Origin of the sequence: Paenarthrobacter sp. NPDC089322 (assembly GCF_040684895.1) — a bacterium.
Taxonomy (GTDB): Bacteria; Actinomycetota; Actinomycetes; order Actinomycetales; family Micrococcaceae; genus Arthrobacter.
The window spans coordinates 12,283-32,158 of record NZ_JBFBGW010000027.1 but is presented as its reverse complement, the minus strand read 5'-3'; the positions used below and the strand labels follow the sequence as shown (position 1 = coordinate 32,158).

The window sequence follows — 19,876 nt, the reverse complement described above, 5'->3', positions numbered from 1 at the left end:
CCATGGCCGTCGCAACCGTGAACACGTGGAACGTCCCCAAGAAGACCACCGGTGTTGTGCTGTTCTGCTGCTGGCTCGCCATCCTCGCCGAGGGGTATGACGTCGGGGTCCTGGGCGCAGTCCTGCCCGCCCTGGCAGAGTACAAGGAGTGGAACCTCTCGCCGCTTGCTCTGGGCGGTTTGGGATCGTATGCCTTGATCGGCATGCTTATTGGCGCCTTGTTTATCGGCACGCTGAGTGACTTGGTCGGCCGGAAGAAGATGCTGCTGGCCTCCATGGCGATCTTCACGCTGACGCAGGCCGGAGCAGCCTGGGCGCCGACGCCGGAAATCTTCGGCCTCTTCCGCTTGATTGGCGGACTGGGCATGGGCGGCGTCATTCCCGTGGCTGCTGCCCTGACCATCGAATATTCAGCGCCGAACAAACGCTCCTACAACTATGGCCTCATGTACTCCGGCTACTCGCTGGGCATTGTGGCGGCCGCGCTGGCAGCCCTGTTCGTGCTCCCCCTCGGCGGGTGGCGGGCTGTCATCGCCATCGGCGCAGTGCCTGTGGTGCTGATCCCGGTCATCTGGAAGTTCCTGCCCGAATCGCTGGAATACCTGGAGTCCAAGGGCCGGCGTTCCGACGCGAAGGCGCTGGCCGCAAAGCTGAAGATCGCCCACTACGCACCCGCGGTTGTGGTTCCCGCCGCATCCGGTGTTGCTGCCGATCCGTGGTGGAAGACCATCACCACCATGTTCTCCCTCAAGTACTTGCGGTCCACGGTGTTTTTCTGGATCTCGCTGTTCTGCGGCCTGGTCCTCGTCTACGGCCTCAACACCTGGCTGCCGAGCATCATGAAGAAGGCCGGCTACGACCTCGGTTCGTCCCTGACCTTCCTGTTGGTCTTCAGCCTCGCCTCGGCCATCGGGGGCTTGCTCCTGGGACGCGCGGCCGACAAGTACGGCAAGAAACTCATCCTGGTGGTGTTCTACATCCTCGGCGGCCTGGGCATCATGCTCCTCGTCTTCCCCAACACCATGGTGATCAACCTGCTGTTCGTGGCCTTCGCCGGGGTCGGTTCCATCTCCACCTCGCTCGTCCTCACGGGCTACATTGCCGACTACTACCCGGCAAAGGTTCGCGGCACGGCCACCGGTTGGGCCCTCAGCTTCGCCCGCCTGGGTGCCATCTCGGGACCGTTGATCGGTGGATGGATCGCAGGCTCCAAGCTCCCGTTCGAGGCCAACTTCGCGATCTTCGCCGGCATCGCTGTGGTGGCGGCGGCCGCGGTCGCGCTTATTCCGAAACCGCAGCCGGAGGTGCCGGTGACGGCAGTCGACCCGGATGACCAGGACGCCACGGTCGGCGTGAAATAGGAGCATCGTGGACAGTTTTCCGGCAGCAAGCGTCGAGCGGACGGTGGAGTGGGTAGACACCGACGCCTCCGGCCACCAGCACAACTCCGCCATCCTCCGCTGGGTTGAGGCTGCCGAGGCAGAGCTCTTCCGCAAGCTCGAGCTGCCGGACTACTTCCCGAGCGCCCCCCGGGTTCAACAAGTGATCAACTACAAGGCCAAGTTGTGGTTCGGCCAGCGCGTCACCGCTTCGGTGAGGGTGCAGGCGCTCGGCAGGACGTCGCTGACTCTCGAGTTCGAGGTCCGCGGCCACCCGCTGGAAACCCCCGGCGGCGGTACGCCCGACGGCGGCACTTCCGACGGCGGGAACGTGGCCGCTTTCGGGACGGTCACCACGGTGCACGTTCCATATGGCACCACGACTGCGGAGCCTTGGCCCGATCACGTGGTCAGGGCAGTCCAGGGCTTTAAGGACGCGCGAGATGGCATTTGATGACAATGTTTGCCGCAAACACTGTCATTAAATGCCAACTCGGGGGGAGGTGTTCACCTCGGGTTCATCTGTACGGCCTGACCCCGAGGGTACGCTTGGCCGGTGGAGCAACTCTGCGCGATCCTCGCGTGCATCATTCTTGCCGGATTGACCGCTTTCCAAGTGGCGTTGGTAGCCGGGGCGCCGTGGGGACGACTCGCGTGGGGCGGCCAGCATGAGGTCCTGCCGCGCAAGCTGAAGATCGGCAGCACCACTTCAATCGTGCTGTATGTCCTCTTTGGCTACACGGCGTTGGCGAAGGCCGATCTTGTGCCTGTGCTGATCAGCGATTCATTCACGTCGGTATCCATGTGGGTGCTCACGGCCTATTTCGCTGTGGGTGTCGCCATGAACGGGATTTCGCGGAGCAAGCCTGAGCGGTTTGTCATGACGCCGGTCGCGTTGGTCCTCGCGGTTCTCTACCTGTTGCTCTCCCTGGGCTGAAGCCGGGTCGCCCCGCCCCGGGTTGGCCGGTGCCCCCGAAGGCAAGTGCCGCCGTCGTGATCTTCAAAGGAACGGGACCGTCCCGCACCTATGATGAACATGACTGGCGCCTGAGATGCGGCGCAGAAATGAGGATTGTCCGATGTTCGCCGTCCCGGCACCGCCCGTTCGCCACCAGCAGCTCCTGGTCACGATCTTCGGTCTTTATGGCCGGAATGCAGGCGACGCGCTACCGGTTTCAGCGCTGATTTCCATGCTTGGAACGCTGGGCTATGACGCGCCGGGTGTGCGGTCCTCGGTGTCGCGGCTCAAGGCCAAGGGAGTGCTGAAAAGCGTCCGTGAGGGCGGCATCGCCAAGTACAAGATCTCCGAATCCGTCAGTGATGTGTTCCGGGAAGGTGACCGGCGGATCTTCGCGCCCGAGCAGCCTGCGCCGGTGGATACGTGGGTGCTGGCCGTTTTCTCGGTGCCGGAGTCGATGCGGAACCGGCGCCACCAGTTGCGCTCGGCATTGTCCGGATTGGGCTTCGGGTCGGTGGCGTCAGGCGTGTGGATCGCACCCGCCCACAAGCTTGAGCAGGCTCGCGAACGGCTGTCAGCGAGCGGGCTGATCGAATTCGTGGACCTGTTCCGCAGCGACTACGTTTTTGACGGCCCCATGCGGCCCAAGATTTGCGAATGGTGGGACCTCAAGGAACTCGACGAACAGTTCACCGAGTTCCTTGGGCTGTACCAGGGCGCGGAGCAGCAATGGGCCGAGCGCGTCGGGGATGATCCCGATGCCGCCCTTGCCGACTCAACGGAAGAGCTGCGGCGCGACGCCTTCCGCTACTACATTCCGATGCTCACCATGTGGCGCAGATTCCCCTACAAGGACCCGAACCTTCCCACGGATTACCTGCCTCCGGACTGGCATGGTCCAGCGGTGCGCAGGACCTTCCAGGCGGTGCACCGGCTTGCCGCGCCGCTGGCCGCGGAGTATGCGCATGAGGTCATCAACGAGGCGTTGGACCCTGTGGTGGCCTAATCGGTGGATGGCGCCACTGCGATGACCCCGAACACGTCTCCCTGCAGCCCCTGGACGATCGTCATGCGACCAAAGGGGGTATCGGTGACCGGCATCAACAGGGTTGCGCCCAGTTGTTCCGCGGCGTCGGCGGTCTGCGAAACATCGTCGCTGGCAAACCAGGTGAGCCAGTAGTTGGGCACGCCTTCGGGAAGCTGCGTGTCGTGGTGGATTCCCGCTACTTCCCGCCCATCCCCGGACCGCAGGCAGGTGGAGTAGACCATGTCTTCCCCATCGATGTCCTGGTAGTCGAAGCCGAAGACTTCGGCATAAAAGTCCTGGGCAGGCTCATAGTCGCGGGTGTGGAGCTCATTCCAGCACAGGGACCCGTGCTCATTCACTCGTTCCGCGCCGATGTGGGTTCCGGCCTGCCAGATGCCAAAGACTGCTCCCACTGTGTCTGCGGCTATGGTCATCCGGCCCGAGTCCATGACGTCGAAGGGCGGGGCCAGCAGTTGGCCGCCGGCAGCTTTTACCTTCTCGGCAGTGGCATCGGCGTCATCGGATGCAAGGAAGGTGGTCCACACAGTGGGCATGGACGGATCCTGCTTGGGACCAATTCCGGCCACGGCGCGTCCACCAACGTGTGCAAGGAGGTAGCCTCCCGCGTCCTCGCCGCCGGAGGTGTAGTCCCAGCCAAACAGCTCGGTATAGAAGGCCTTGGCGGCAGGAAGGTCGTCGACGCCGAGGTCAACCCACATGGGGGTACCTGCGGGCCAGCTCGAAATTCTCGTTGACATGTGTCTCCTTGGGGTGGTGACGGATTGGGCACCCATACAGTGCCGCCGCACCCCGATTCATGTCAGCCTTTTCGGGTCCTTTTCACAGCACCCGAACACAGGGACGGCGGATAAGCGCAACCGCCCATCCGCCGTCGTGGATATAAGTCCTATATGGTGCGCGTCGCTTTGGTGAGGTTCTCGCGAAGTTCGACGGCGTTCTGCCGGACTACGTAGGCGGGCCGGTCGCGCTCCACTCGCCAGCTGTCCTCGAGCGGCCCGATGTTGACGGTGTCGAAGCCGAATTCGTCGTACAGCCGCGTAACGAGTTCAACTGCTTCCGGGAAGTCGCTGGCGGTGGCGAGGGCGCGGCGGTTTTCGGTGCCGGCAGGGGTGCCGTCCGTGGTGATGTCCTTGGCCGCGATGTGGTTAAAACCCTTGGCAACCTTGGATGTGGGAAGGTGCTTCTGAAGGAGGCCGGACGTGGTCGCTTCCCCCTTGTCCAGTTCGGGAATGCGCCCGTCACGCTCCCAATAATAGTTGTTGGTGTCGATGACGATCTTGCCTTCCAGCGGCTGCACCGGGATGTCCTGATAGGCCTTGAGTGGAACGGTCACGACGGCGAAATCGCCTGCTGCTGCTGCCTCGCCCGGCGTTGCGGCCCGGGCGTGAGGCCCGAGTTCTGCGACGAGTTCCGCGAGGGTCTCCGGCCCCCGTGAGTTGCTGATGACGACGTCGTAGCCGAGTTCCACCGCCTTGCGTGCGACCTGGCTGCCGATATGTCCTGCACCGATGATTCCTATTGTTGTCATGGTGGGCACAACCACATGTTGCAGACGCGCATTTCCCGCGTTACGTAATATGTCCGGAGCGCCTGCACTTTCGGAGTGCAGCAACAGTAAGTAGTCTTACTAAATGTCCACTTCTTCTACCGGCGGTCCCAAGAGACGCGGCGTCCTCTTTGACGTCGATGGAACGCTGATTGACTCCAGTTACTTCCATGCGCTTGCCTGGTGGCAGGCGTTCCGCCGCGAAGGGTTGGACCGCCAGCTTTCGGATATCCATCGCAGCGTCGGGATGGGCGGCGACAGGCTCATCCAGCATCTGGTCCCGGACTGCCCCGACGAAATGCAGGAGCAACTCAAGGCTGCCCACGGTGCGGTGTTCTCCACGTTCTGGCCATCACTGCGGCCTTTCGACTCCGCCCGAGACCTCCTCGCTGCCTGCTCTGACGCGGGCTTGGCTGTGGGTCTGGCGTCATCGGCGCAGGAGCGCGACCTTGATGTCAGCCGCCGGCTGCTCGATGCCGGAACGTCCATTGACGCGTGGACGAGTTCCAACGATGCCAAGGAAAGCAAGCCCGCCCCCGATATCCTCTTGGCCTGCCTTGGGAAGCTTGGGCTTGAGCCCGCCGACGTCGTTTTTGTTGGCGATGCCGTCTGGGACGTGAAAGCCGCGGCGGCGATCGGCGTGCCGACCATCGGGCTTACCTGCGGCGGGATCAGTGAAGCGGAACTGCGCGATGCAGGCGCCGCGGAGGTCTATGACAATCCACGGCACCTGCTGGAGAAGCTGGAGAGCAGCGCCATCGGCCGGCTTACCGCAGGAACGCCGGACTAGAGCTGTTCATCCCGGACTTCCTTGTTCCGTCCGCGACCGCGAGCCGCCCAGATAATCAGGGCGATGATGATGATCGCGGCAATCGCTGCCAGAATCCAGGGGGTCACGTCCGTGCGTGTTTGTTCCTGGGGCTGCGACTCGCCCGTTCCAGGGTTCGCGGGCCCGCTTCCGGCGGGGTTGGGGGTTGTGGGTGCGCCCGATGACGGTGCCGGGTTGGTGGCCGTGTTCGTGGGCGAACCGCCTGGGTCCGTTGGTGACGGTGAGGGCGTTGTGGTGGCAACATTGCCCTGCGTGGCGAGGGTCGGGGCGGCCGCATTGGCTGCTGCCCCGGTGGATAGCAAGGCCCCCGCGAACAGGGTCAAGGTCAGGGTGGTCAGGGCTAATCTACGAAGCATCGTTTCTCCTGGGGTAGGGGCGTGTTCGTGAATCCTCATACTCGTAAGCATACTGACTATTGGGCTGGGTGGGGGCGCGTTCCACGCCAGCGGCGGCTAGCGTGTGAGCTTGGCGGAGTCAGGTTCCTGGTCGCCGATGTGGCCCGGCGCGTTCGCGGCAAGGACGCGCTGTACAAAAGCGCTGTACTCCTCCATGTAATGGCGCAGCAGCTTCGCGGTGCCTTCGTCCTTAACTGAACCGTCGTCGTCGTAAGCGTCTGCGTTGAAGCGGATGTAAGCCTCAGGCGCGTTCAGCTGTGGCGCATCCAGGAAGCTCAGCACGCTGCGCATGGAGGACTGCATCACTGCTGTGCCGATGCCGCCCGGGGAGGCGCCGACGATTCCGGTGGGTTTGCGCGCGAAGGAGTTGGACCCCCACGGCCGCGAACCCCAGTCGATGGCGTTCTTCAAAGCCCCCGGGATGGAGCGGTTGTATTCGGGAGAGACAAACAGGATGCCGTCCGAGTCGGCGATCGCCTCCTTCAGCGTGCGGCCGGCGGGCGGGAAGTCGGCGTCGTAGTCGGAGCTGTACAGCGGCAGGTCCTTGATGGCGATTTCATGGAACTCGAGCTCCGGAGGCGCGACGCTGATGAGCGCTTTGGAGAGGGTCCGGTTGATGGAGGTACTAGAGAGGCTACCGACGAAATAGCCGATCTTGAATGTGTCCATGGCGGCGTTCCTTCCCGACGGCACGGCCGGAACCGGCTCGTCGACGGTGTGGCGGCTGGTTGCCCCCAGCTTCCAACGACCCTAATGGAGTTGTGCACATAGCGCAGCCCCCTACTCCCGCTGGGACCTTGCCGGCCATAGACTCATGCCAACTGAGTTCTGGGGAGTTCCGGAAGAGGGGTGGCGGGTGAAAGCAGGGATAGTACGGGAGACGCTCGACGGCGAGCGCCGGGTCGCGGCCACGCCGGAAACAGTCAAGCAATTGACTGCCCTTGGCCTTGACGTTGAAATCGAGTCCGGTGCGGGGGTCGCATCCGGCCACGGCGATGATGACTACCGGCAGGCCGGCGCCGCCGTCGTCCAGTCCCTTGAGCTGGGCAGCGTGGACGTTTATTGCCACGTACGTCCCATGGACCCCTCGACGGCGGGAGCCCTCCGCCGGGGTTCGGTCACCGTGGGCCTTGGGTCGCCGTCGTCGGAGTTGCCTACGGTGCGCGCGCTCGCCGCAGGCGGCATCACGTCCTTTGCCTTGGAACTGGTTCCGCGCATCTCGCGGGCACAGTCCCTCGATGCCCTGACATCCCAGGCGCTTGTGGCCGGTTACCGGTGTGTCCTGGAAGCCGCCATCCGGCTGCCGAGGTTTTTCCCGCTCTACATGACCGCCGCAGGGACCATTCCACCGGCAAGGGTCCTGGTGCTGGGCGCAGGCGTGGCCGGACTCCAGGCAATCGGAACCGCCAAACGGCTCGGCGCGCGGGTCTCCGCCAACGACATCCGTCCAGCTTCGGCCGACGAGGTTGCTTCCATGGGCGGAACGTTCATCAAGCTGGACCTCGAAACCGCGGAAGCGTCCGGCGGGTATGCACGCGAACTCAGCGCAGACAGGGGAGCGCTGCAGCGGGCGCTGTTGACTCCGCATGTAGCGCAGGCCGATGTCTTGATTACCACGGCTGCTGTTCCCGGAAGGCGTGCCCCGATGCTGGTGACCCGGGACATGGTCCAAGGCATGCGGCCCGGCTCCGTGGTAGTGGATCTTGCCGCGGAGTCCGGGGGAAACGTGGAAGGAAGCATTCCAGGCCAGGACATCCATATTCCTACCGGCGACGGCCAAGGGTCCGTCACGCTTGTGGGCATCAAGGACCCGGCGTCGGCCATGCCGGCCGACGCGTCCCGGCTCTTCGCGAAGAACGTGGCCAACCTGATTGCGCTGATCACCCGCGATGGAACGGTGGCGCCTGACTTCGGGGACGAAGTCGTGGCCGGCACGTGTTTGACGCACGACGGCGAAGTGCGGCATGCGCCCACTGCGGAAGCGCTCGCGGCGCTCGCCGGCGAAAGTACCCACACCGGATCCGAAGGAGCGCGCTGATGGACGGCATGAGCTTGCTGACAATCACGGTATTGGCAGTCTTTGTGGGCTTCGAAGTGGTCTCCAAAGTGTCCAGCACGCTTCACACACCCCTGATGTCGGGAGCCAACGCGATCCACGGCATCATCCTGGTGGGCGCCATCATCGTCGCCGGCCAGGCCTCGGATCCATGGGTACTCGCCGTTGCCCTGCTGGCCGTCGTCCTCGCCACGGCGAACCTCGTGGGCGGCTTCGTGGTGACCGACCGCATGCTGGAGATGTTCCGCGGAAGGCAACGGCCGCCGTCGTCAGTGGACACAACGGGAGCTTCGGCTATCGAGCGCGCCGGCAAGGAGCGTGGCCGGTGACCCTGCTCAACCCCACCTGGACAGCACTGCTCTACCTCGCCGCAGCCGCCTGCTTCATCCTTGCGCTCAAAGGACTGAGTTCGCCCAAGACGGCACGCCGGGGAAACCTCGTTGGCGCGTTCGGTGCGTTGCTGGCCGTGGCCACGGTCTTTGTGTCCGTGAAGCTGGACAACGTTCCTTGGATCCTCGGCGCGATAGCTGTGGGATCCGGCGTGGCAGCACCCGTAGCCCGGCGGGTCCAGATGACGCAGATGCCGCAGCTCGTGGCCCTGTTCAACGGGGTTGGTGGTGGCGCGGCGGCTCTTGTGGCTTTGCTGGAGCTCTCACACACGGCTGATCCTTGGGTTCGGCTCGCCATTGTCTTCACTCTCCTGGTTGGTGCCGTGTCGTTTGCCGGTTCCGGAGTGACGTTCGCCAAACTCCAAGGGTTGATGACCACCCGCCCGGTGATTTTTCCCGGCCTGCCTGTGTTGATGGCCGTGGTTCTGCTGGCCGCAGTCGGTGCGGGCCTGGTGGTGATTCTGGATGGCTCACTCATCCTGGCTCTTGTGCTGTTGGTGCTGGGGCTCGTGGCCGGTGTCCTGCTGGTCCTTCCCGTGGGTGGGGCAGACGTGCCGATCGTGATCTCGCTCCTCAACGCGTTTACGGGCCTGGCCGTGGCGGCATCAGGACTGGTGCTGGGCAACGTGCTGCTCGTCGTGGCTGGAACGTTGGTGGGCGCTTCGGGCACCATCCTGACGCGGGCCATGGCGGCTGCGATGGGACGTAGCGTGGCAGGCATCATGTTCGGCGCTTTCAAAGGTGGTTCAACGGCGGGCTCCACCGAGATCAGCGAGCGCCCGGTGCGATCCTCGAGCGCCGAGGACGTTGCCGTGCTGCTGGGTTACGCGCAGCGCGTGATCATCGTTCCCGGCTATGGCCTCGCCGTTGCGCAGGGCCAGCATACGGCCGCCGAGCTTGCGCTCGCCTTGGAGTCGCGGGGGATCGAGGTGGATTTCGCCATCCATCCCGTGGCTGGACGTATGCCAGGGCACATGAACGTCCTCCTCGCGGAGGCCAATGTGCCCTATGAGTCGCTGAAGGAGATGAGCGACATCAACTCGGAGTTCAAGACCGCCGACGTTGCCTTGGTGGTGGGGGCCAACGATGTCGTGAACCCTGCCGCCAAGACCACCTCCGGCTCGCCGATCTACGGTATGCCCATCCTGGAAGTAGCGGACGCCCGGCAGGTGGTCTTCCTCAAACGGTCCATGCGCCCGGGATTTGCCGGCATCGAGAACGAGCTGCTCTACGAACCGCAGACCACGCTGCTGTTCGGAGATGCAAAGGACTCCCTCACCAAGGTGTTGGGAGCTGTCAAGGGGTTGTGAGCGGGCGGCACCTTTTGGCGTCGGGACCCTGGTACATACCGGGGCCCTAGTGCATAAAGCCGCTCGTGTCGTAGTCCCGGTCGTACTTCCCGCAACGCCGGCAGCGCCTGTACCGGCCGCCGTCGTCGTTGTGTTCTACGTGCCAATCGTGGCCTACGTTCAGTTTGCACAGAAGCATCTTGAGCATGGCGGGCTCCGTTCTGATGCGGGCGATCAGGTGGGTCTTGACCGTTACCCGCCTCTCCAGTTTAAGGTCGGGACGCCCGGTTCCGCGCCCTTCCTGACCAGCCGCCGTCGTCCTAAGCTGATCGGTACCGGTTGCCTGAACAAAAGCCGCCGAAACACAAGCGAGGTTGTGCCATGACTGTGAAACTCAACAAAAAAGCGTTTGACCACGCCAAGCACCTGATCAGCGATGGCAAGACGGTCAAGGACACCCGCGATGACTGGAGCGAGCACGCACCCTCCACCAAGCAGGAGAATGCGTTCCTGGACAAGCACGGTCACGCCGAATATTCCAAGTGGTACCTCGGAGTGGATGACGATCACCCTGACGATCAAAAAGGACACTACAAATTTCCCATCGGCGACTTCAAGAAGATCCATCGCTGCGGGGTCATTTCAGCCGAAAGCCGCGCAGCCCAGAACGACTACGACGACATCCGCGATGCCCTTGGGAAGCTCCTGGAGCGAATCGACGAGGACTGAAATCGACGAGGCCTGAATTGGATGTGGACTGAGCAGTCCCCGCTGTTCCTGGTTGGCTCGTTAGCCAGCAAGCAGCCTGCCCCACTTCGAGTCCAGCACTGGGGCGCCCGCAAGCTTCAGGGCGTGCCAGAGGGTGACCGCCACTGAATCGAGAACGGGTACTCCGGTGCGGGCCTCCACCTCCGCCGTGATGTTTGCGCCGTAGAGGTTGGTGCACAGGTACACCAGGGCATCCGGGTGGGAGGTGGCCAGTTCGATGGATCCTGGCAACATTTCCTCGTCAGTGACCCGCGCGAACGACTCGTTGTCGCTGAGGTCCAAATGCCGGTGGTCGATGGTCTTGATTCCCTCACGGACGTACGAAGCAATGACTGCCTCGTTCACGTCCTGGGTGTACGGCGTGAACAAGCCGATCCGTTCGATCCCGAACACAGCAAACGCGCAAAGGTACGCAAGGGTGGAGGTAGTGGCGGGGATCCCGGTGGCCTCGGTGATTTCCCGGACCATCGCCTGATCATGCGCAGATCCCAGCCACGAGCCCGAGGTCCCGTTCCACGCGATGACATCCACATTCGCGGTGGCCAGGAGTTCCGCGGCAGCACGCATCACGGAGGAGTCGAATTGCTTATCCGATGAATCGTCCAAGGCGATCCGTGTAACAGGGATGCGCGTCGAATGGATGGTGACATCCCGTCGGTCACCGAGGATGCGGTAGGTCTGGGGCTCAAGACAGGTGTTTGACGACGGCACGATCATGCCGATGCGGGTGGGGCGGTTGAGCGAAGGCATGAAAAACTCCTAGGCAGGGTGGGAAACGGAAACGGAAGCGGACAGGGCATCGCGATGTTCCTTGAAGCCCTTCCGGGCGATGAAACTGCCCACGGGGCCGGGATCGTGGAAACCTTCAGCATCCAGGACTACCTTTCCGGCGGCGATGACGACGGCGGGCCAGCCGTTCAGCGTCTGCCCTTCGAAAGGCGAGAAGTCAGTCCCCATGTGCAGTGCGCCGCCGTCGACGTCGCGCCGGGCGGCGGGATCGAAGATCACGAGGTCGGCATCGAAGCCCTCCACGATTGCGCCCTTGCCGGGCAAGGCGTTGATCCGGGCAGGTCCAGCCGAGAAAACCTCAACGAAGTCCTCCACCGAACCGCGTGCCTCCGTGACCAGGGCCGTGAATGTCACCGGCATGCGGGTCTCGACGCCGGGGAGTCCGTGCGGCATGAAACGAACGTCATCCGTGCGCCCGCGCTTCTGTGAGAGGTCGTAGCAGGAATGATCGGACGAGACAGTGTGGATGGACCCGGCAGCGAGCCGATCTTTCAGGGCTGCCACAGTCTCTGCGCTTCGCATCGGCGGGCAGCACGCGTACCATTCCGGGAAAGTTGAGCCGTAGACGGAGTCGTCCAAGGTCAGGTAGTGCGGGCACGTCTCGGAGTAGGCTTCCTGGCCTTGCCCGCGGGCTCGCGTCACCAGATCAACGGCGCCCGGGGTCGATTGATGCACAAAATAAACGGGTGCGCCCGTGTACTCCGCCATGGCGAGGGTTTCCTTCACGGAGACCTCCTCCGCGAGTTCGGGCCGGGTGCGGTGCAGATGCTCGATCCCGATCCGGCCGTCCGCCGCATGCTGTTCGACGCAGTCGGCGATGATGGGGTCGTGCTCGGCGTGAATGTAGGTGAGCCCATCGAGCCGGACCATCTCACGCATGACCTTCAGAATCGTGTCTCCGTCGGCCATGGTTGAGCCGCGGTTGGTGGTGTACATCTTCACGGACCGCACACCCTCGGCGGCGAGCTGCTCGAGTTGCCAGGGCACAGTCTCATCCCATGCGATCACCGAGCCGTGCAGGGCGACATCGCAGCGGGACTCATGTGCCAGGCGTTTCTTGTTCAGCACGGCGTCGAGCGGGGTTTCCTGCTCATCGCGGGGAATGCCGAAATCAATGATCGTTGTTGTTCCACCCCAGAGGGCGGCTGTGGACGTGGTGGCGTAATCATCAAGGGTGCGGAAACGACCGGTCACCTGCGCCACGTGGCAGTGTCCGTCCACGCCACCTGGAATGACGAGCATCCCCGCCGCATCCACTGTCCGAACGGCCGCGGGTACGGGTTCGGAAGCGTCGAGCAGCCTGGCGACGCGACCGCCGTCGACGATCACATGGGCGGCCTGCCGCCCGAAACTATTTACCACCGTGCCGTTTGCGATCACGAGGTCAGGGAGTCGGGACATCTTTGTCCTCCGTTTCTTGGCTAGTTGATGGGCGCGGCGGACAAGTGAGCCGACTGCGCAACGGTCAGGGCGGCGTCGAGGTTTTCGGACAGTCCGCGGCGGACCTTCAAGGGCGGGGGAGCGAACGAGCCGCCGCGATGCGGACCCGACTTCAGCGCCACCACGGCCTCTGCCATGCGGATCCCGGCAGAGATGCCGTCCACCACCGGGACGGGAATCCGGCCTTCAAGTTCGCGTGCAAGACCGGCGAGCGGCGCACCTGCCAGAATGACGACGTCGGCTCCGTCCTCCGCGACGGCCTGCCGGCTCAGTGCCAAAAGGGTTTCCTTGAAATCGGCCTGAACGGAACCGATGGAATTGAGGGACTGGTTGATGGAGCGGATGGACGCGAGCCGCCCGCCGAAGCCGAAGCGCTCTACGCAGTCGCGGTACCAGGCTTGGATGCGGTCCGAGATGGCGATGATGGAGAAACGTTGGCCCTGCAACGCCGCGGCGCAGAGTGCTGCCTCCGTGATTCCGATGACGGGCACGTCCACGAGTTCTTTCAGGGCGGGCATGCCGGGGTCGCCAAAGGCGGCAACAACCACGCCGTCCACAGCAGGACCGGCACCGTCGCGCGCGCCGGGAGTACCGCCGTCGTGTGCGTATCCGGCGATCAACTCCGCGACAGCACCAGCCGCGATCAGCGACTCGAAGCGGGTCTCGATGTACTCCACGCCGTGACCGGCGGTGCGGACGATCAGATCGGTGTCCGCGCTCGCGGAACGATGGGCTTCGGCCTCGATCAGGGCTGTGACGTCGTCACTGATGTTGGGGTTGATGACTAGGAGTTTCATGGCTTCTTCCGTGTCTTGGGTGGTTGGCCGCCCGGGCTTGAATCCTGCGGGAACTGCTCGCGGTACTTGCCAATGTGCGACGCCGATTGGGCGGCAGCGCGGTCGGCGTCACCACTGGCGATCGCTGCGTAGAGTTCGCGGTGTTCGCGGATGAGTTCCGGGAGGTCGCTGACATGGCGGAACAGCCAGTGCATGCGGCCTTGGAGGGGTTCGAGTGCGGAGCGGAGAAAGTCGTTGTTGGCGATGCGGGTGATGGCATCGTGAAATTCGCTGTTGGCACGGTGTGCTTCAAGGACGGAGCCCTTGGCGAGGCAGCGCTCAGCCTCGTCCAGGAGACCGGCGAGGTTTTTGAGATCTTCCGGGGTGGCACGTTTGGCGGCGAGGCGGCAGGCGAGGACTTCCAGGGACTGCCGGACGTCGAAGAGGTCCTCCACGTCCTTGGGGCTCAGTCCACTCACTTCCGAACCTCGGGAGGCGCGATCCCGGATGAGTCCCTCCTGGCGCAACATCCGGAGTGCTTCACGGATCGGTAGGCGGGAGACATTGAACTCAGCGGCCAGGTCACGCTCCACCAGCCGGGTACCGGGCGCGTAATGCCCCTCGAAAATCCTGGAACGGAGGGTGTCACGCACGGACTCCCGGAGGGGGCGGTCCGTGTTGTTCGTGTCTTCTGCGGTCAGCATGTGAGCTCCATTCCGTGGTTAGTGAGGCATTGCGCCCGGCCCGGTGGCGTCCGGCCTTCGGTTGGTTCAGGACCCTCCGGCCGGCCCGGTCAGGGCGAGTTAGACCGGGAGTCGCTTGTTGTAATCCAGGGCCAGGACGGAGATGCCCATGATCACCGCGGATCCAACAAAGTACAGCAGCGCCCAGGTGTAGGAGCCAGTGGCCCCGACAATCAGGCCTACCACAATCGGGGTGACGAACCCGGCAATATTGCCGCTGAAGTTCATCGCTCCGCCCAGTACGCCGGCGTTGGTGCGGCCGCCCAGAATGGACGGAATGGACCAGAACAGACCAACCCAACGGAGGAAGAACAGGACTGCCGAGAGAAGTACGACGGCGGTAATCGGGTCAGGCACCACGGTAACGCCGACGAGTCCGCCGACTACCACCAGGCTGGAGGCGCCGAGCAGGGTCCGCATGACCTTGTTGGCGGAGGCCCCGGCAGCACGCCACTTGTCCGCGATGGCACCGCCAAGGATCTCGCCGACGAACCCCGCGCCGAAGATCACGAACGTGGACCAGCCGATGGTCTTCAGGTCAAAGCCCTTGGCTTGCGCCAGGTAAAGCGGACCCCATGTGAGCAGGCCATAGAACACGCCGTTGAAACCGAGCCAGCCGAAGCACATGGCCCAGAACGAGCGGAACTTCAGGTACGGGAGGAGTGCGCGCTTGCCCTGGGCACCTTCGCGGGCGGCTTCGGCGTCCTCTTCGGCGTGCGAGGCTTCAATGTACTCGGCCTCGGCATTGTTAACGCCCTTGTGCTGGCGGGGGTTGTCGCGGATATACCACCAGACGGCAAGGCCCATGAGGACAGTGGCACCACCAGCGATGATGAAGGACAGTCGCCAGCTGCCCGTGGAGGCGATCAGCCACGTGATGATGATGCCACCAAGGCCTGCTCCCAGGGGAGCTCCGGCGTCGAGGATGGTGGCACCGCGGCCACGTTCCTTCTTGTGCATCCAGATGGCGTTGAGCTTGCCACCTGCGGGCATGACGCCGGCTTCGGTGACGCCGATACCAAGGCGGGCGATGAACATGCTGAGGAATCCGCCCGCAAGCCCGGACGCAGCCGTGGCCGCACCCCAACCGACGCAGGACGCGGTGACCACCTTACGGGGACCGAACTTGTCGATCAGCCAGCCAACGGGAATCTGCATGAGGGCGTACGTCCAGAAGAAGGCCGATAAAAGGAGCCCCACGAGTTCCGGGGCGAGATTGAATTCTTTCTGGATGATGGGGAGGGCTACGGAGATGGAGCCGCGGTCGATGTAGTTGACCGCCACCAGGACCAGCAAGAGGAGGAAGAGTTTCCAACGGACGTTCGTGCGTCGCTGCACGCCATCCTTGGCGGGGTTTTCCTCGGTGTCCTGGGTTGCCAGTTGGGTGTTTTCGGTAGACACAGCTTCTCCTTCAGTAGGAGTCGACGGGAATTGAGATGTCTTTGGGGGGATGAGCCGGACGGGATACCGCAGCAGCCTGACCCGTTATCGGCGGCAACTGTTGCGGTCCCTGTCCTTCGATGGAACAGGGCCGCAGCCGATGATGGATCTTTTGGGATCCCGTTTTGGGATCCCAAAATCAAAGTAAAGTGTGACGCGGGGCACTGTCAAGAGATTTGGTATACAAATCCTGTTGACGGATTGTGACTGATTGGCAGATCCGCGCCCATGCCTGTCTACCTGAAGGTGCTGAGGGGGTGGGCGGGGTTTTGGAATACCGACATGCAGGGTCCTACTGCCATGCCCCCACATGTATGCCAAAGTGCTTCATGGGTGCGTCCGTGGTTAGTTAAATGCAAAACCCGGCATTCTCGCAGGGAGAACGCCGGGTTCAGTCGAACCGGTGCTGGGCCAGGTCGGTGCGGACCTCTGCTTGCCGGAGGGCTGTTTCCTAGCGGATGGGATCTGAGTCGAGGTCCGAATCGAGGTCCCGTGTCGAGCCACGGTTGCTTGCGGCGGCTTCCTTCAGGAGGTCGCGGATCTCGGCGAGAAGCGCTGTGTCTGCCGGCAGCGGCTCTTCCTCCGGCTCCTCAGTGGCAAGGCGGTCCTTGACCATGGAATTGATCTTGTTCATGGGCGCAACGAAGATGAAGTACACCACCGCGGCGGTGATGAGGAAGGTCACCAGGGCAGTAACCACAGCGCCGAAGTTCACAAACGTGGCCGGGTTGTCCTGCCAGATCCTGAAGCCCAGGCCGTCGGCGTTGACGCCGCCGGCCGCGGCGATGACCGGGTTGATGATGTTGGTGGTGAAGGCAGCAACAAGCGCGGTGAAGGCACTGCCGATGACGACGGCAATTGCCAGCTCAATCACGTTGCCGCGAAGTATGAAGTCCTTGAATCCCTTAAACATGGAAGTGTCCTCCGACTGAGTTCGGTATCTGGCTCAAGCAGAGATCAAACTACCACTCCCGGGTGTCGGACGCGTGTCGACTGCCGGTCACGCCGGAAGCTCAGCTGGGGTGGCGCCATGGCAACCCCGCGACGTCGGCACCTGGCCAGGTGCCGACGTCGGTTGGTGAGAGAGGGGGTGTTTGGTGAGAGAAGGTTGGGTTGGAAGGGGTGTTTGGTGAGAGAGCGCTGGGTGGGGTCAGCCCAGCAGAGCCCTCGTATGATCGTTGAGGAAGATGCCGCGGGGGTCGAATTCCCGGCGTACCTGGAGGAAGGTATCCAGCTCAGGATAGAGACGCTCAAGTCGGCTTCGGGTCATGAAGTGGATCTTCCCCCAGTGCGCACGTGGCTCGAACTCCTGGAGCACAGCATCGACGTCCCGGAAGAATTGCCAGTAGTCCGTTCCGGGCTGTGTGGTGAGGGTGATGACCGTGGAGTCCCGTCCTTGGAACTGGGACATGTAGGCCTCGTCAGCCTTTACCCACCGCACCTCCACCGGGTACTTCTGCTCCGGATGCTTGCTGCGGATCAGGTCCTGGATGGCCTCAACAGCCACCAGTCCATCCTCGCTGCGCACAAAGTACTCGAGCTCATGGAACTGTGTGGTGAAACCACCGGGGTAGATCCGGTATGCGCGGTCCAAGCGGGCACCTTCAACGGCTGAAATGGAGTTTTCGTCCGGGATTTCGGCGATGTTGTAGCGCTTGGTGTAGCTTCGCCCGGCCATGCTCATGCCAGGTGCACCGGGCAGGTCCAACAGCTCGCATGAGCCATCCTCCGGGCACCACAGGAATGAGTAATGCCGGTTCGAATCGATGTCGGACTGCCAGCTTGAGACTGTCTCTTCCCACGCGGGGTAGGTGATCTGTTCCTGCAGGTAGTACCTGTCCGTAACAGCCAGCTCCACCTCGAGGAAAAGACCGAGCGTGCCGAGGGCAACCTGGGCTGCTCGGAGCTCCCGGAGTTGGCTCTCGCCGACTTCAACGATCTCCCCATAGCCGTTGATCAACTTCACCCAGCGCAGATTTGACGAAAAGCTTCCCAGATCCTTGCCGGAACCGTGGGTGCTGGTGGCGAGTGCGCCGGCGATCTGCTGCTTATCGATGTCGCCCTGGTTGCTGAGGGCCAATCCCTGCTCCCACAAGGTGTCGCCGAAGGCATTGATGGTGGTTCCGGCCAATGCCCTGGCGCTTCGTGCGGCCCGATCGGTGCCCGTGATCCCGGCAAGCCCTGACATATCCATCAAGACACCGCCCGTCTGCACCAAGGGTGAGGACGAGTGCCCTGAGCCGGCCGCCCGCACAGGAAGGCCTTCGCGGATGGCGAACCTCACGGCGTCGAGGGCTTCCTGCTCGTTTCGGGGCCTGATGGTAAAGGCAGGTGTCGCGCTCTGGTTGCCGCCCCAGTTGGTCCACGTCGCCTCTGTCTTGAAGGGCGCGGACGGTGTGGAGGCACCGGGGACACCCGGAAGGTGCTTCAAAGTAGTCATTTCCTAAGCTCCGTTGCTTGTAGGTCTCCTGCCACGGCTTGCGCCGGGGATCAGGCTCAGGCGGTCACGCGCCGTGGTTGATCATCACATGCTTGGTGCGGGAGTAATCATCCAAGGCGTAGAGCGAGAGGTCGCGACCGTAACCGGATCCTTTGAATCCGCCCCACGGTACTTCGCATGCCAACACCAGGTGTGCATTGACCCAGACCGTTCCGAAGTCGAGTTGCTTGGGTACGCGCAGCGAGAGGCTGGAATCCTTGGTCCAGACTGAGGCGGACAGGCCATAAGGGCTCTCGTTGGCTCGGGTGACAGCCTCATCAGTGGAGGAGAAGGTCTCCACCGTGACCACGGGGCCGAAGATCTCGTGTGTGGCGATGGGTGCTCCGGCGGGAACGTTGGTGATGACCGTGGGTTCGATGAAGAAGCCCGTTCCTTCCACTGCCGAACCGCCGATGGCCACGGTCAAGCCTGCCTCGCGGGCCTCAGCGAGGGATTCTTTGACCCGTTCAAAGTGCGGCCGGGAGATCATGGGACCGATCTCCACGTCGTCACCGGCGTCGGGGGAACCGACGACGAGCGTACCGACTTCGCGGACCAGATGCTGCGTGAACTCCTCAGCAACCGATTCGTGGACCAACACCCTGCAGGCCGCACCGCAGTCCTGGCCTGCATTCCAGTAGCCGGCATTTCGAACGCCGGCTGCGGCGGCGGCCAGGTCGGCGTCGGGGAAGACCACAACGGGGGCCTTGCCGCCGAGTTCAAGGTGCACGCGCTTGACTGACCGCGCTGCCGTCTCCGCGACTGACTGCCCGCTGGCGACGCTCCCGGTTAGGGCCACCAACGCAACCGATGGATGTTCCGAAAGCCGCTGGCCCACAGTCCGACCCTGGCCGGTCACGACGTTGAGGATCCCGTCCGGAATTCGCCCGGCGAGCACTTCGGCCAGCTTCAAGGTGGACAGGGGAGTCTGTTCCGAGGGCTTCATGACGATGCTGTTGCCGGCAGCCAGGATCGGAGCGATTTTCCATGCCGCCATGAGCAGCGGATAGTTCCACGGAGTGATGACGCCAACCACCCCTACGGGTTCGCGGAGGATTACGGAGGTGTGGCCGGTTGCGTAGTCGCCGCCTGCCATTGAGGTCAGGGTCCGGGACGCGCCCGCCATGAAACGGAAGGTATCGATGGTGCTGGTGACGTCGTCTTCCGCCACGGTGCGGGGCTTGCCGGTGTTGGCGGACTCGATCACCTCGAACGTCTCCCGGTTGGCCTCGATGATGTTCGCGATCAGGTTCAGCACGTCCGCGCGTTGCTTCGGTGTGGTTGAACCCCAGGTTTTCTGGGCCTCGACGGCGGCGGCCACGGCGGTGTCGACGTCCGCGGCGGTTCCGGCAAGGACTGATGCGATGACTTCCTCGGTGGCAGGGTTCATCACATCGATGGTTTGAAACGAGGCGCCGGGGACGAACGAGCCGGCGATGAAGTGCCCGCCTGGAGGCAGCGGCAGCTGGGAAGGGGCCGATTCGCCTGCGGAGCCCGCAGCGGCGCGTCGGACAGTGAATGTTTCGGACTGGGTGGTGGTCATGGCGTGTCG

At 63.4% G+C, this 19,876-nt stretch carries 21 protein-coding genes; 9 read left to right on the top strand and 12 right to left on the bottom strand.

Annotation, left to right across the window (positions count from 1 at the left end):
• Positions 1 to 2: 2 nt before the first annotated feature.
• The 4 genes from AB0N65_RS19485 (at position 3) to AB0N65_RS19470 (ending at position 3,343) form a co-directional block, all read left to right on the top strand.
• Entirely contained in the window at positions 3 to 1,361 is a 1,359-nt protein-coding gene (locus AB0N65_RS19485; RefSeq protein WP_364165531.1) for an aromatic acid/H+ symport family MFS transporter, read from the top strand.
• A gap of 7 nt (positions 1,362 to 1,368) precedes the next feature.
• A complete protein-coding gene (locus AB0N65_RS19480; protein WP_364165528.1) occupies positions 1,369 to 1,833 on the top strand; it encodes a thioesterase family protein in 465 nt (154 codons plus the stop codon).
• A gap of 102 nt (positions 1,834 to 1,935) precedes the next feature.
• Positions 1,936 to 2,316, top strand: coding sequence for a hypothetical protein (locus AB0N65_RS19475; protein WP_364165525.1), 381 nt, complete (start codon positions 1,936 to 1,938; stop codon positions 2,314 to 2,316).
• Between the two features lie 142 nt (positions 2,317 to 2,458).
• Complete coding sequence (locus AB0N65_RS19470) at positions 2,459 to 3,343, top strand: PaaX family transcriptional regulator C-terminal domain-containing protein (protein ID WP_364165522.1); 885 nt, start codon at positions 2,459 to 2,461, stop codon at positions 3,341 to 3,343.
• Here AB0N65_RS19470 and AB0N65_RS19465 read toward each other — a convergent pair.
• Complete coding sequence (locus tag AB0N65_RS19465) at positions 3,340 to 4,122, bottom strand: VOC family protein (RefSeq protein ID WP_364165520.1); 783 nt, start codon at positions 4,120 to 4,122, stop codon at positions 3,340 to 3,342. The two genes, AB0N65_RS19470 and AB0N65_RS19465, sit on opposite strands and share 4 nt — an antisense overlap.
• Before the next feature lie 149 nt (positions 4,123 to 4,271).
• A complete protein-coding gene (locus AB0N65_RS19460; RefSeq protein WP_364165518.1) occupies positions 4,272 to 4,913 on the bottom strand; it encodes an NAD(P)-binding domain-containing protein in 642 nt (213 codons plus the stop codon).
• A gap of 103 nt (positions 4,914 to 5,016) precedes the next feature.
• Between AB0N65_RS19460 and AB0N65_RS19455 the strand changes: the two genes are divergently transcribed.
• The gene (locus AB0N65_RS19455; RefSeq protein ID WP_364165515.1) at positions 5,017 to 5,721 is read left to right on the top strand and encodes an HAD family hydrolase; all 705 of its coding nucleotides are present in this window, start codon (positions 5,017 to 5,019) and stop codon (positions 5,719 to 5,721) included.
• On the opposite strand, the gene AB0N65_RS19450 is transcribed toward AB0N65_RS19455, so the two are convergent.
• Both AB0N65_RS19450 and AB0N65_RS19445 read right to left on the bottom strand, forming a co-directional pair.
• Positions 5,718 to 6,116 (bottom strand): hypothetical protein, encoded by a 399-nt coding sequence (locus AB0N65_RS19450; RefSeq protein ID WP_364165512.1) that lies wholly within the window; start codon positions 6,114 to 6,116, stop codon positions 5,718 to 5,720. The two genes, AB0N65_RS19455 and AB0N65_RS19450, sit on opposite strands and share 4 nt — an antisense overlap.
• 96 nt (positions 6,117 to 6,212) lie before the next feature.
• Positions 6,213 to 6,824, bottom strand: coding sequence for an NADPH-dependent FMN reductase (locus AB0N65_RS19445; protein WP_364165509.1), 612 nt, complete (start codon positions 6,822 to 6,824; stop codon positions 6,213 to 6,215).
• A 187-nt stretch (positions 6,825 to 7,011) separates the two neighbouring features.
• Here AB0N65_RS19445 and AB0N65_RS19440 point away from each other — a divergent pair, with 187 nt between their 5' ends.
• The 4 genes from AB0N65_RS19440 to AB0N65_RS19425 all read left to right on the top strand — a co-directional run bounded on the left by AB0N65_RS19440 (position 7,012) and on the right by AB0N65_RS19425 (position 10,618).
• Positions 7,012 to 8,193 (top strand): Re/Si-specific NAD(P)(+) transhydrogenase subunit alpha, encoded by a 1,182-nt coding sequence (locus AB0N65_RS19440; RefSeq protein ID WP_364165507.1) that lies wholly within the window; start codon positions 7,012 to 7,014, stop codon positions 8,191 to 8,193.
• Entirely contained in the window at positions 8,193 to 8,540 is a 348-nt protein-coding gene (locus AB0N65_RS19435) for an NAD(P) transhydrogenase subunit alpha (RefSeq protein WP_364165504.1), read from the top strand. The genes AB0N65_RS19440 and AB0N65_RS19435 overlap by 1 nt, the downstream gene beginning before the upstream one ends.
• Positions 8,537 to 9,910 carry an NAD(P)(+) transhydrogenase (Re/Si-specific) subunit beta gene (locus AB0N65_RS19430; protein WP_364165502.1) on the top strand — a complete coding sequence of 458 codons (1,374 nt, stop codon included), beginning with the start codon at positions 8,537 to 8,539 and terminating at the stop codon, positions 9,908 to 9,910. Before AB0N65_RS19435 ends, AB0N65_RS19430 begins: the two co-directional genes overlap by 4 nt.
• A 360-nt stretch (positions 9,911 to 10,270) precedes the next feature.
• Positions 10,271 to 10,618 (top strand): hypothetical protein, encoded by a 348-nt coding sequence (locus AB0N65_RS19425; protein WP_364165499.1) that lies wholly within the window; start codon positions 10,271 to 10,273, stop codon positions 10,616 to 10,618.
• Positions 10,619 to 10,678: 60 nt separating this feature from the next.
• Here the strand turns inward: AB0N65_RS19425 and AB0N65_RS19420 are convergent, their stop codons facing one another.
• The 8 genes from AB0N65_RS19420 to AB0N65_RS19385 form a co-directional block, all read right to left on the bottom strand.
• Positions 10,679 to 11,407, bottom strand: coding sequence for an Asp/Glu racemase (locus tag AB0N65_RS19420; RefSeq protein ID WP_364165497.1), 729 nt, complete (start codon positions 11,405 to 11,407; stop codon positions 10,679 to 10,681).
• Positions 11,408 to 11,416: 9 nt separating this feature from the next.
• Positions 11,417 to 12,847 carry an amidohydrolase family protein gene (locus AB0N65_RS19415; RefSeq protein WP_364165494.1) on the bottom strand — a complete coding sequence of 477 codons (1,431 nt, stop codon included), beginning with the start codon at positions 12,845 to 12,847 and terminating at the stop codon, positions 11,417 to 11,419.
• A gap of 20 nt (positions 12,848 to 12,867) precedes the next feature.
• Positions 12,868 to 13,683, bottom strand: a complete 816-nt coding sequence (locus AB0N65_RS19410; RefSeq protein WP_364165492.1) for an aspartate/glutamate racemase family protein — start codon at positions 13,681 to 13,683, stop codon at positions 12,868 to 12,870.
• Positions 13,680 to 14,366, bottom strand: a complete 687-nt coding sequence (locus AB0N65_RS19405; protein ID WP_364165490.1) for a GntR family transcriptional regulator — start codon at positions 14,364 to 14,366, stop codon at positions 13,680 to 13,682. The genes AB0N65_RS19410 and AB0N65_RS19405 overlap by 4 nt, the downstream gene beginning before the upstream one ends.
• Before the next feature lie 99 nt (positions 14,367 to 14,465).
• Positions 14,466 to 15,806, bottom strand: a complete 1,341-nt coding sequence (locus tag AB0N65_RS19400; RefSeq protein WP_364165487.1) for an MFS transporter — start codon at positions 15,804 to 15,806, stop codon at positions 14,466 to 14,468.
• A gap of 490 nt (positions 15,807 to 16,296) precedes the next feature.
• A complete protein-coding gene (mscL, locus tag AB0N65_RS19395; RefSeq protein WP_364165484.1) occupies positions 16,297 to 16,758 on the bottom strand; it encodes a large conductance mechanosensitive channel protein MscL in 462 nt (153 codons plus the stop codon).
• 237 nt (positions 16,759 to 16,995) lie between these two features.
• Positions 16,996 to 18,285 carry a D-arabinono-1,4-lactone oxidase gene (locus tag AB0N65_RS19390; protein ID WP_364165481.1) on the bottom strand — a complete coding sequence of 430 codons (1,290 nt, stop codon included), beginning with the start codon at positions 18,283 to 18,285 and terminating at the stop codon, positions 16,996 to 16,998.
• Between the two features lie 64 nt (positions 18,286 to 18,349).
• Positions 18,350 to 19,867, bottom strand: a complete 1,518-nt coding sequence (locus tag AB0N65_RS19385) for an aldehyde dehydrogenase family protein (protein ID WP_364165478.1) — start codon at positions 19,865 to 19,867, stop codon at positions 18,350 to 18,352.
• Positions 19,868 to 19,876 lie beyond the last annotated feature (9 nt).

Coding starts and splice junctions, on each gene's coding strand:
- AB0N65_RS19485 (WP_364165531.1), top strand. CDS start 3: ATGGCCGTCGCAACCGTGAACACGTGGAACGTCCCCAAGAAGACCACC.
- AB0N65_RS19470 (WP_364165522.1), top strand. CDS start 2,459: ATGTTCGCCGTCCCGGCACCGCCCGTTCGCCACCAGCAGCTCCTGGTC.
- AB0N65_RS19465 (WP_364165520.1), bottom strand. CDS start 4,122: ATGTCAACGAGAATTTCGAGCTGGCCCGCAGGTACCCCCATGTGGGTT.
- AB0N65_RS19460 (WP_364165518.1), bottom strand. CDS start 4,913: ATGACAACAATAGGAATCATCGGTGCAGGACATATCGGCAGCCAGGTC.
- AB0N65_RS19455 (WP_364165515.1), top strand. CDS start 5,017: ATGTCCACTTCTTCTACCGGCGGTCCCAAGAGACGCGGCGTCCTCTTT.
- AB0N65_RS19450 (WP_364165512.1), bottom strand. CDS start 6,116: ATGCTTCGTAGATTAGCCCTGACCACCCTGACCTTGACCCTGTTCGCG.
- AB0N65_RS19445 (WP_364165509.1), bottom strand. CDS start 6,824: ATGGACACATTCAAGATCGGCTATTTCGTCGGTAGCCTCTCTAGTACC.
- AB0N65_RS19435 (WP_364165504.1), top strand. CDS start 8,193: ATGGACGGCATGAGCTTGCTGACAATCACGGTATTGGCAGTCTTTGTG.
- AB0N65_RS19425 (WP_364165499.1), top strand. CDS start 10,271: ATGACTGTGAAACTCAACAAAAAAGCGTTTGACCACGCCAAGCACCTG.
- AB0N65_RS19420 (WP_364165497.1), bottom strand. CDS start 11,407: ATGCCTTCGCTCAACCGCCCCACCCGCATCGGCATGATCGTGCCGTCG.
- AB0N65_RS19415 (WP_364165494.1), bottom strand. CDS start 12,847: ATGTCCCGACTCCCTGACCTCGTGATCGCAAACGGCACGGTGGTAAAT.
- AB0N65_RS19410 (WP_364165492.1), bottom strand. CDS start 13,683: ATGAAACTCCTAGTCATCAACCCCAACATCAGTGACGACGTCACAGCC.
- AB0N65_RS19405 (WP_364165490.1), bottom strand. CDS start 14,366: ATGCTGACCGCAGAAGACACGAACAACACGGACCGCCCCCTCCGGGAG.
- mscL (WP_364165484.1), bottom strand. CDS start 16,758: ATGTTTAAGGGATTCAAGGACTTCATACTTCGCGGCAACGTGATTGAG.
- AB0N65_RS19390 (WP_364165481.1), bottom strand. CDS start 18,285: ATGACTACTTTGAAGCACCTTCCGGGTGTCCCCGGTGCCTCCACACCG.
- AB0N65_RS19385 (WP_364165478.1), bottom strand. CDS start 19,867: ATGACCACCACCCAGTCCGAAACATTCACTGTCCGACGCGCCGCTGCG.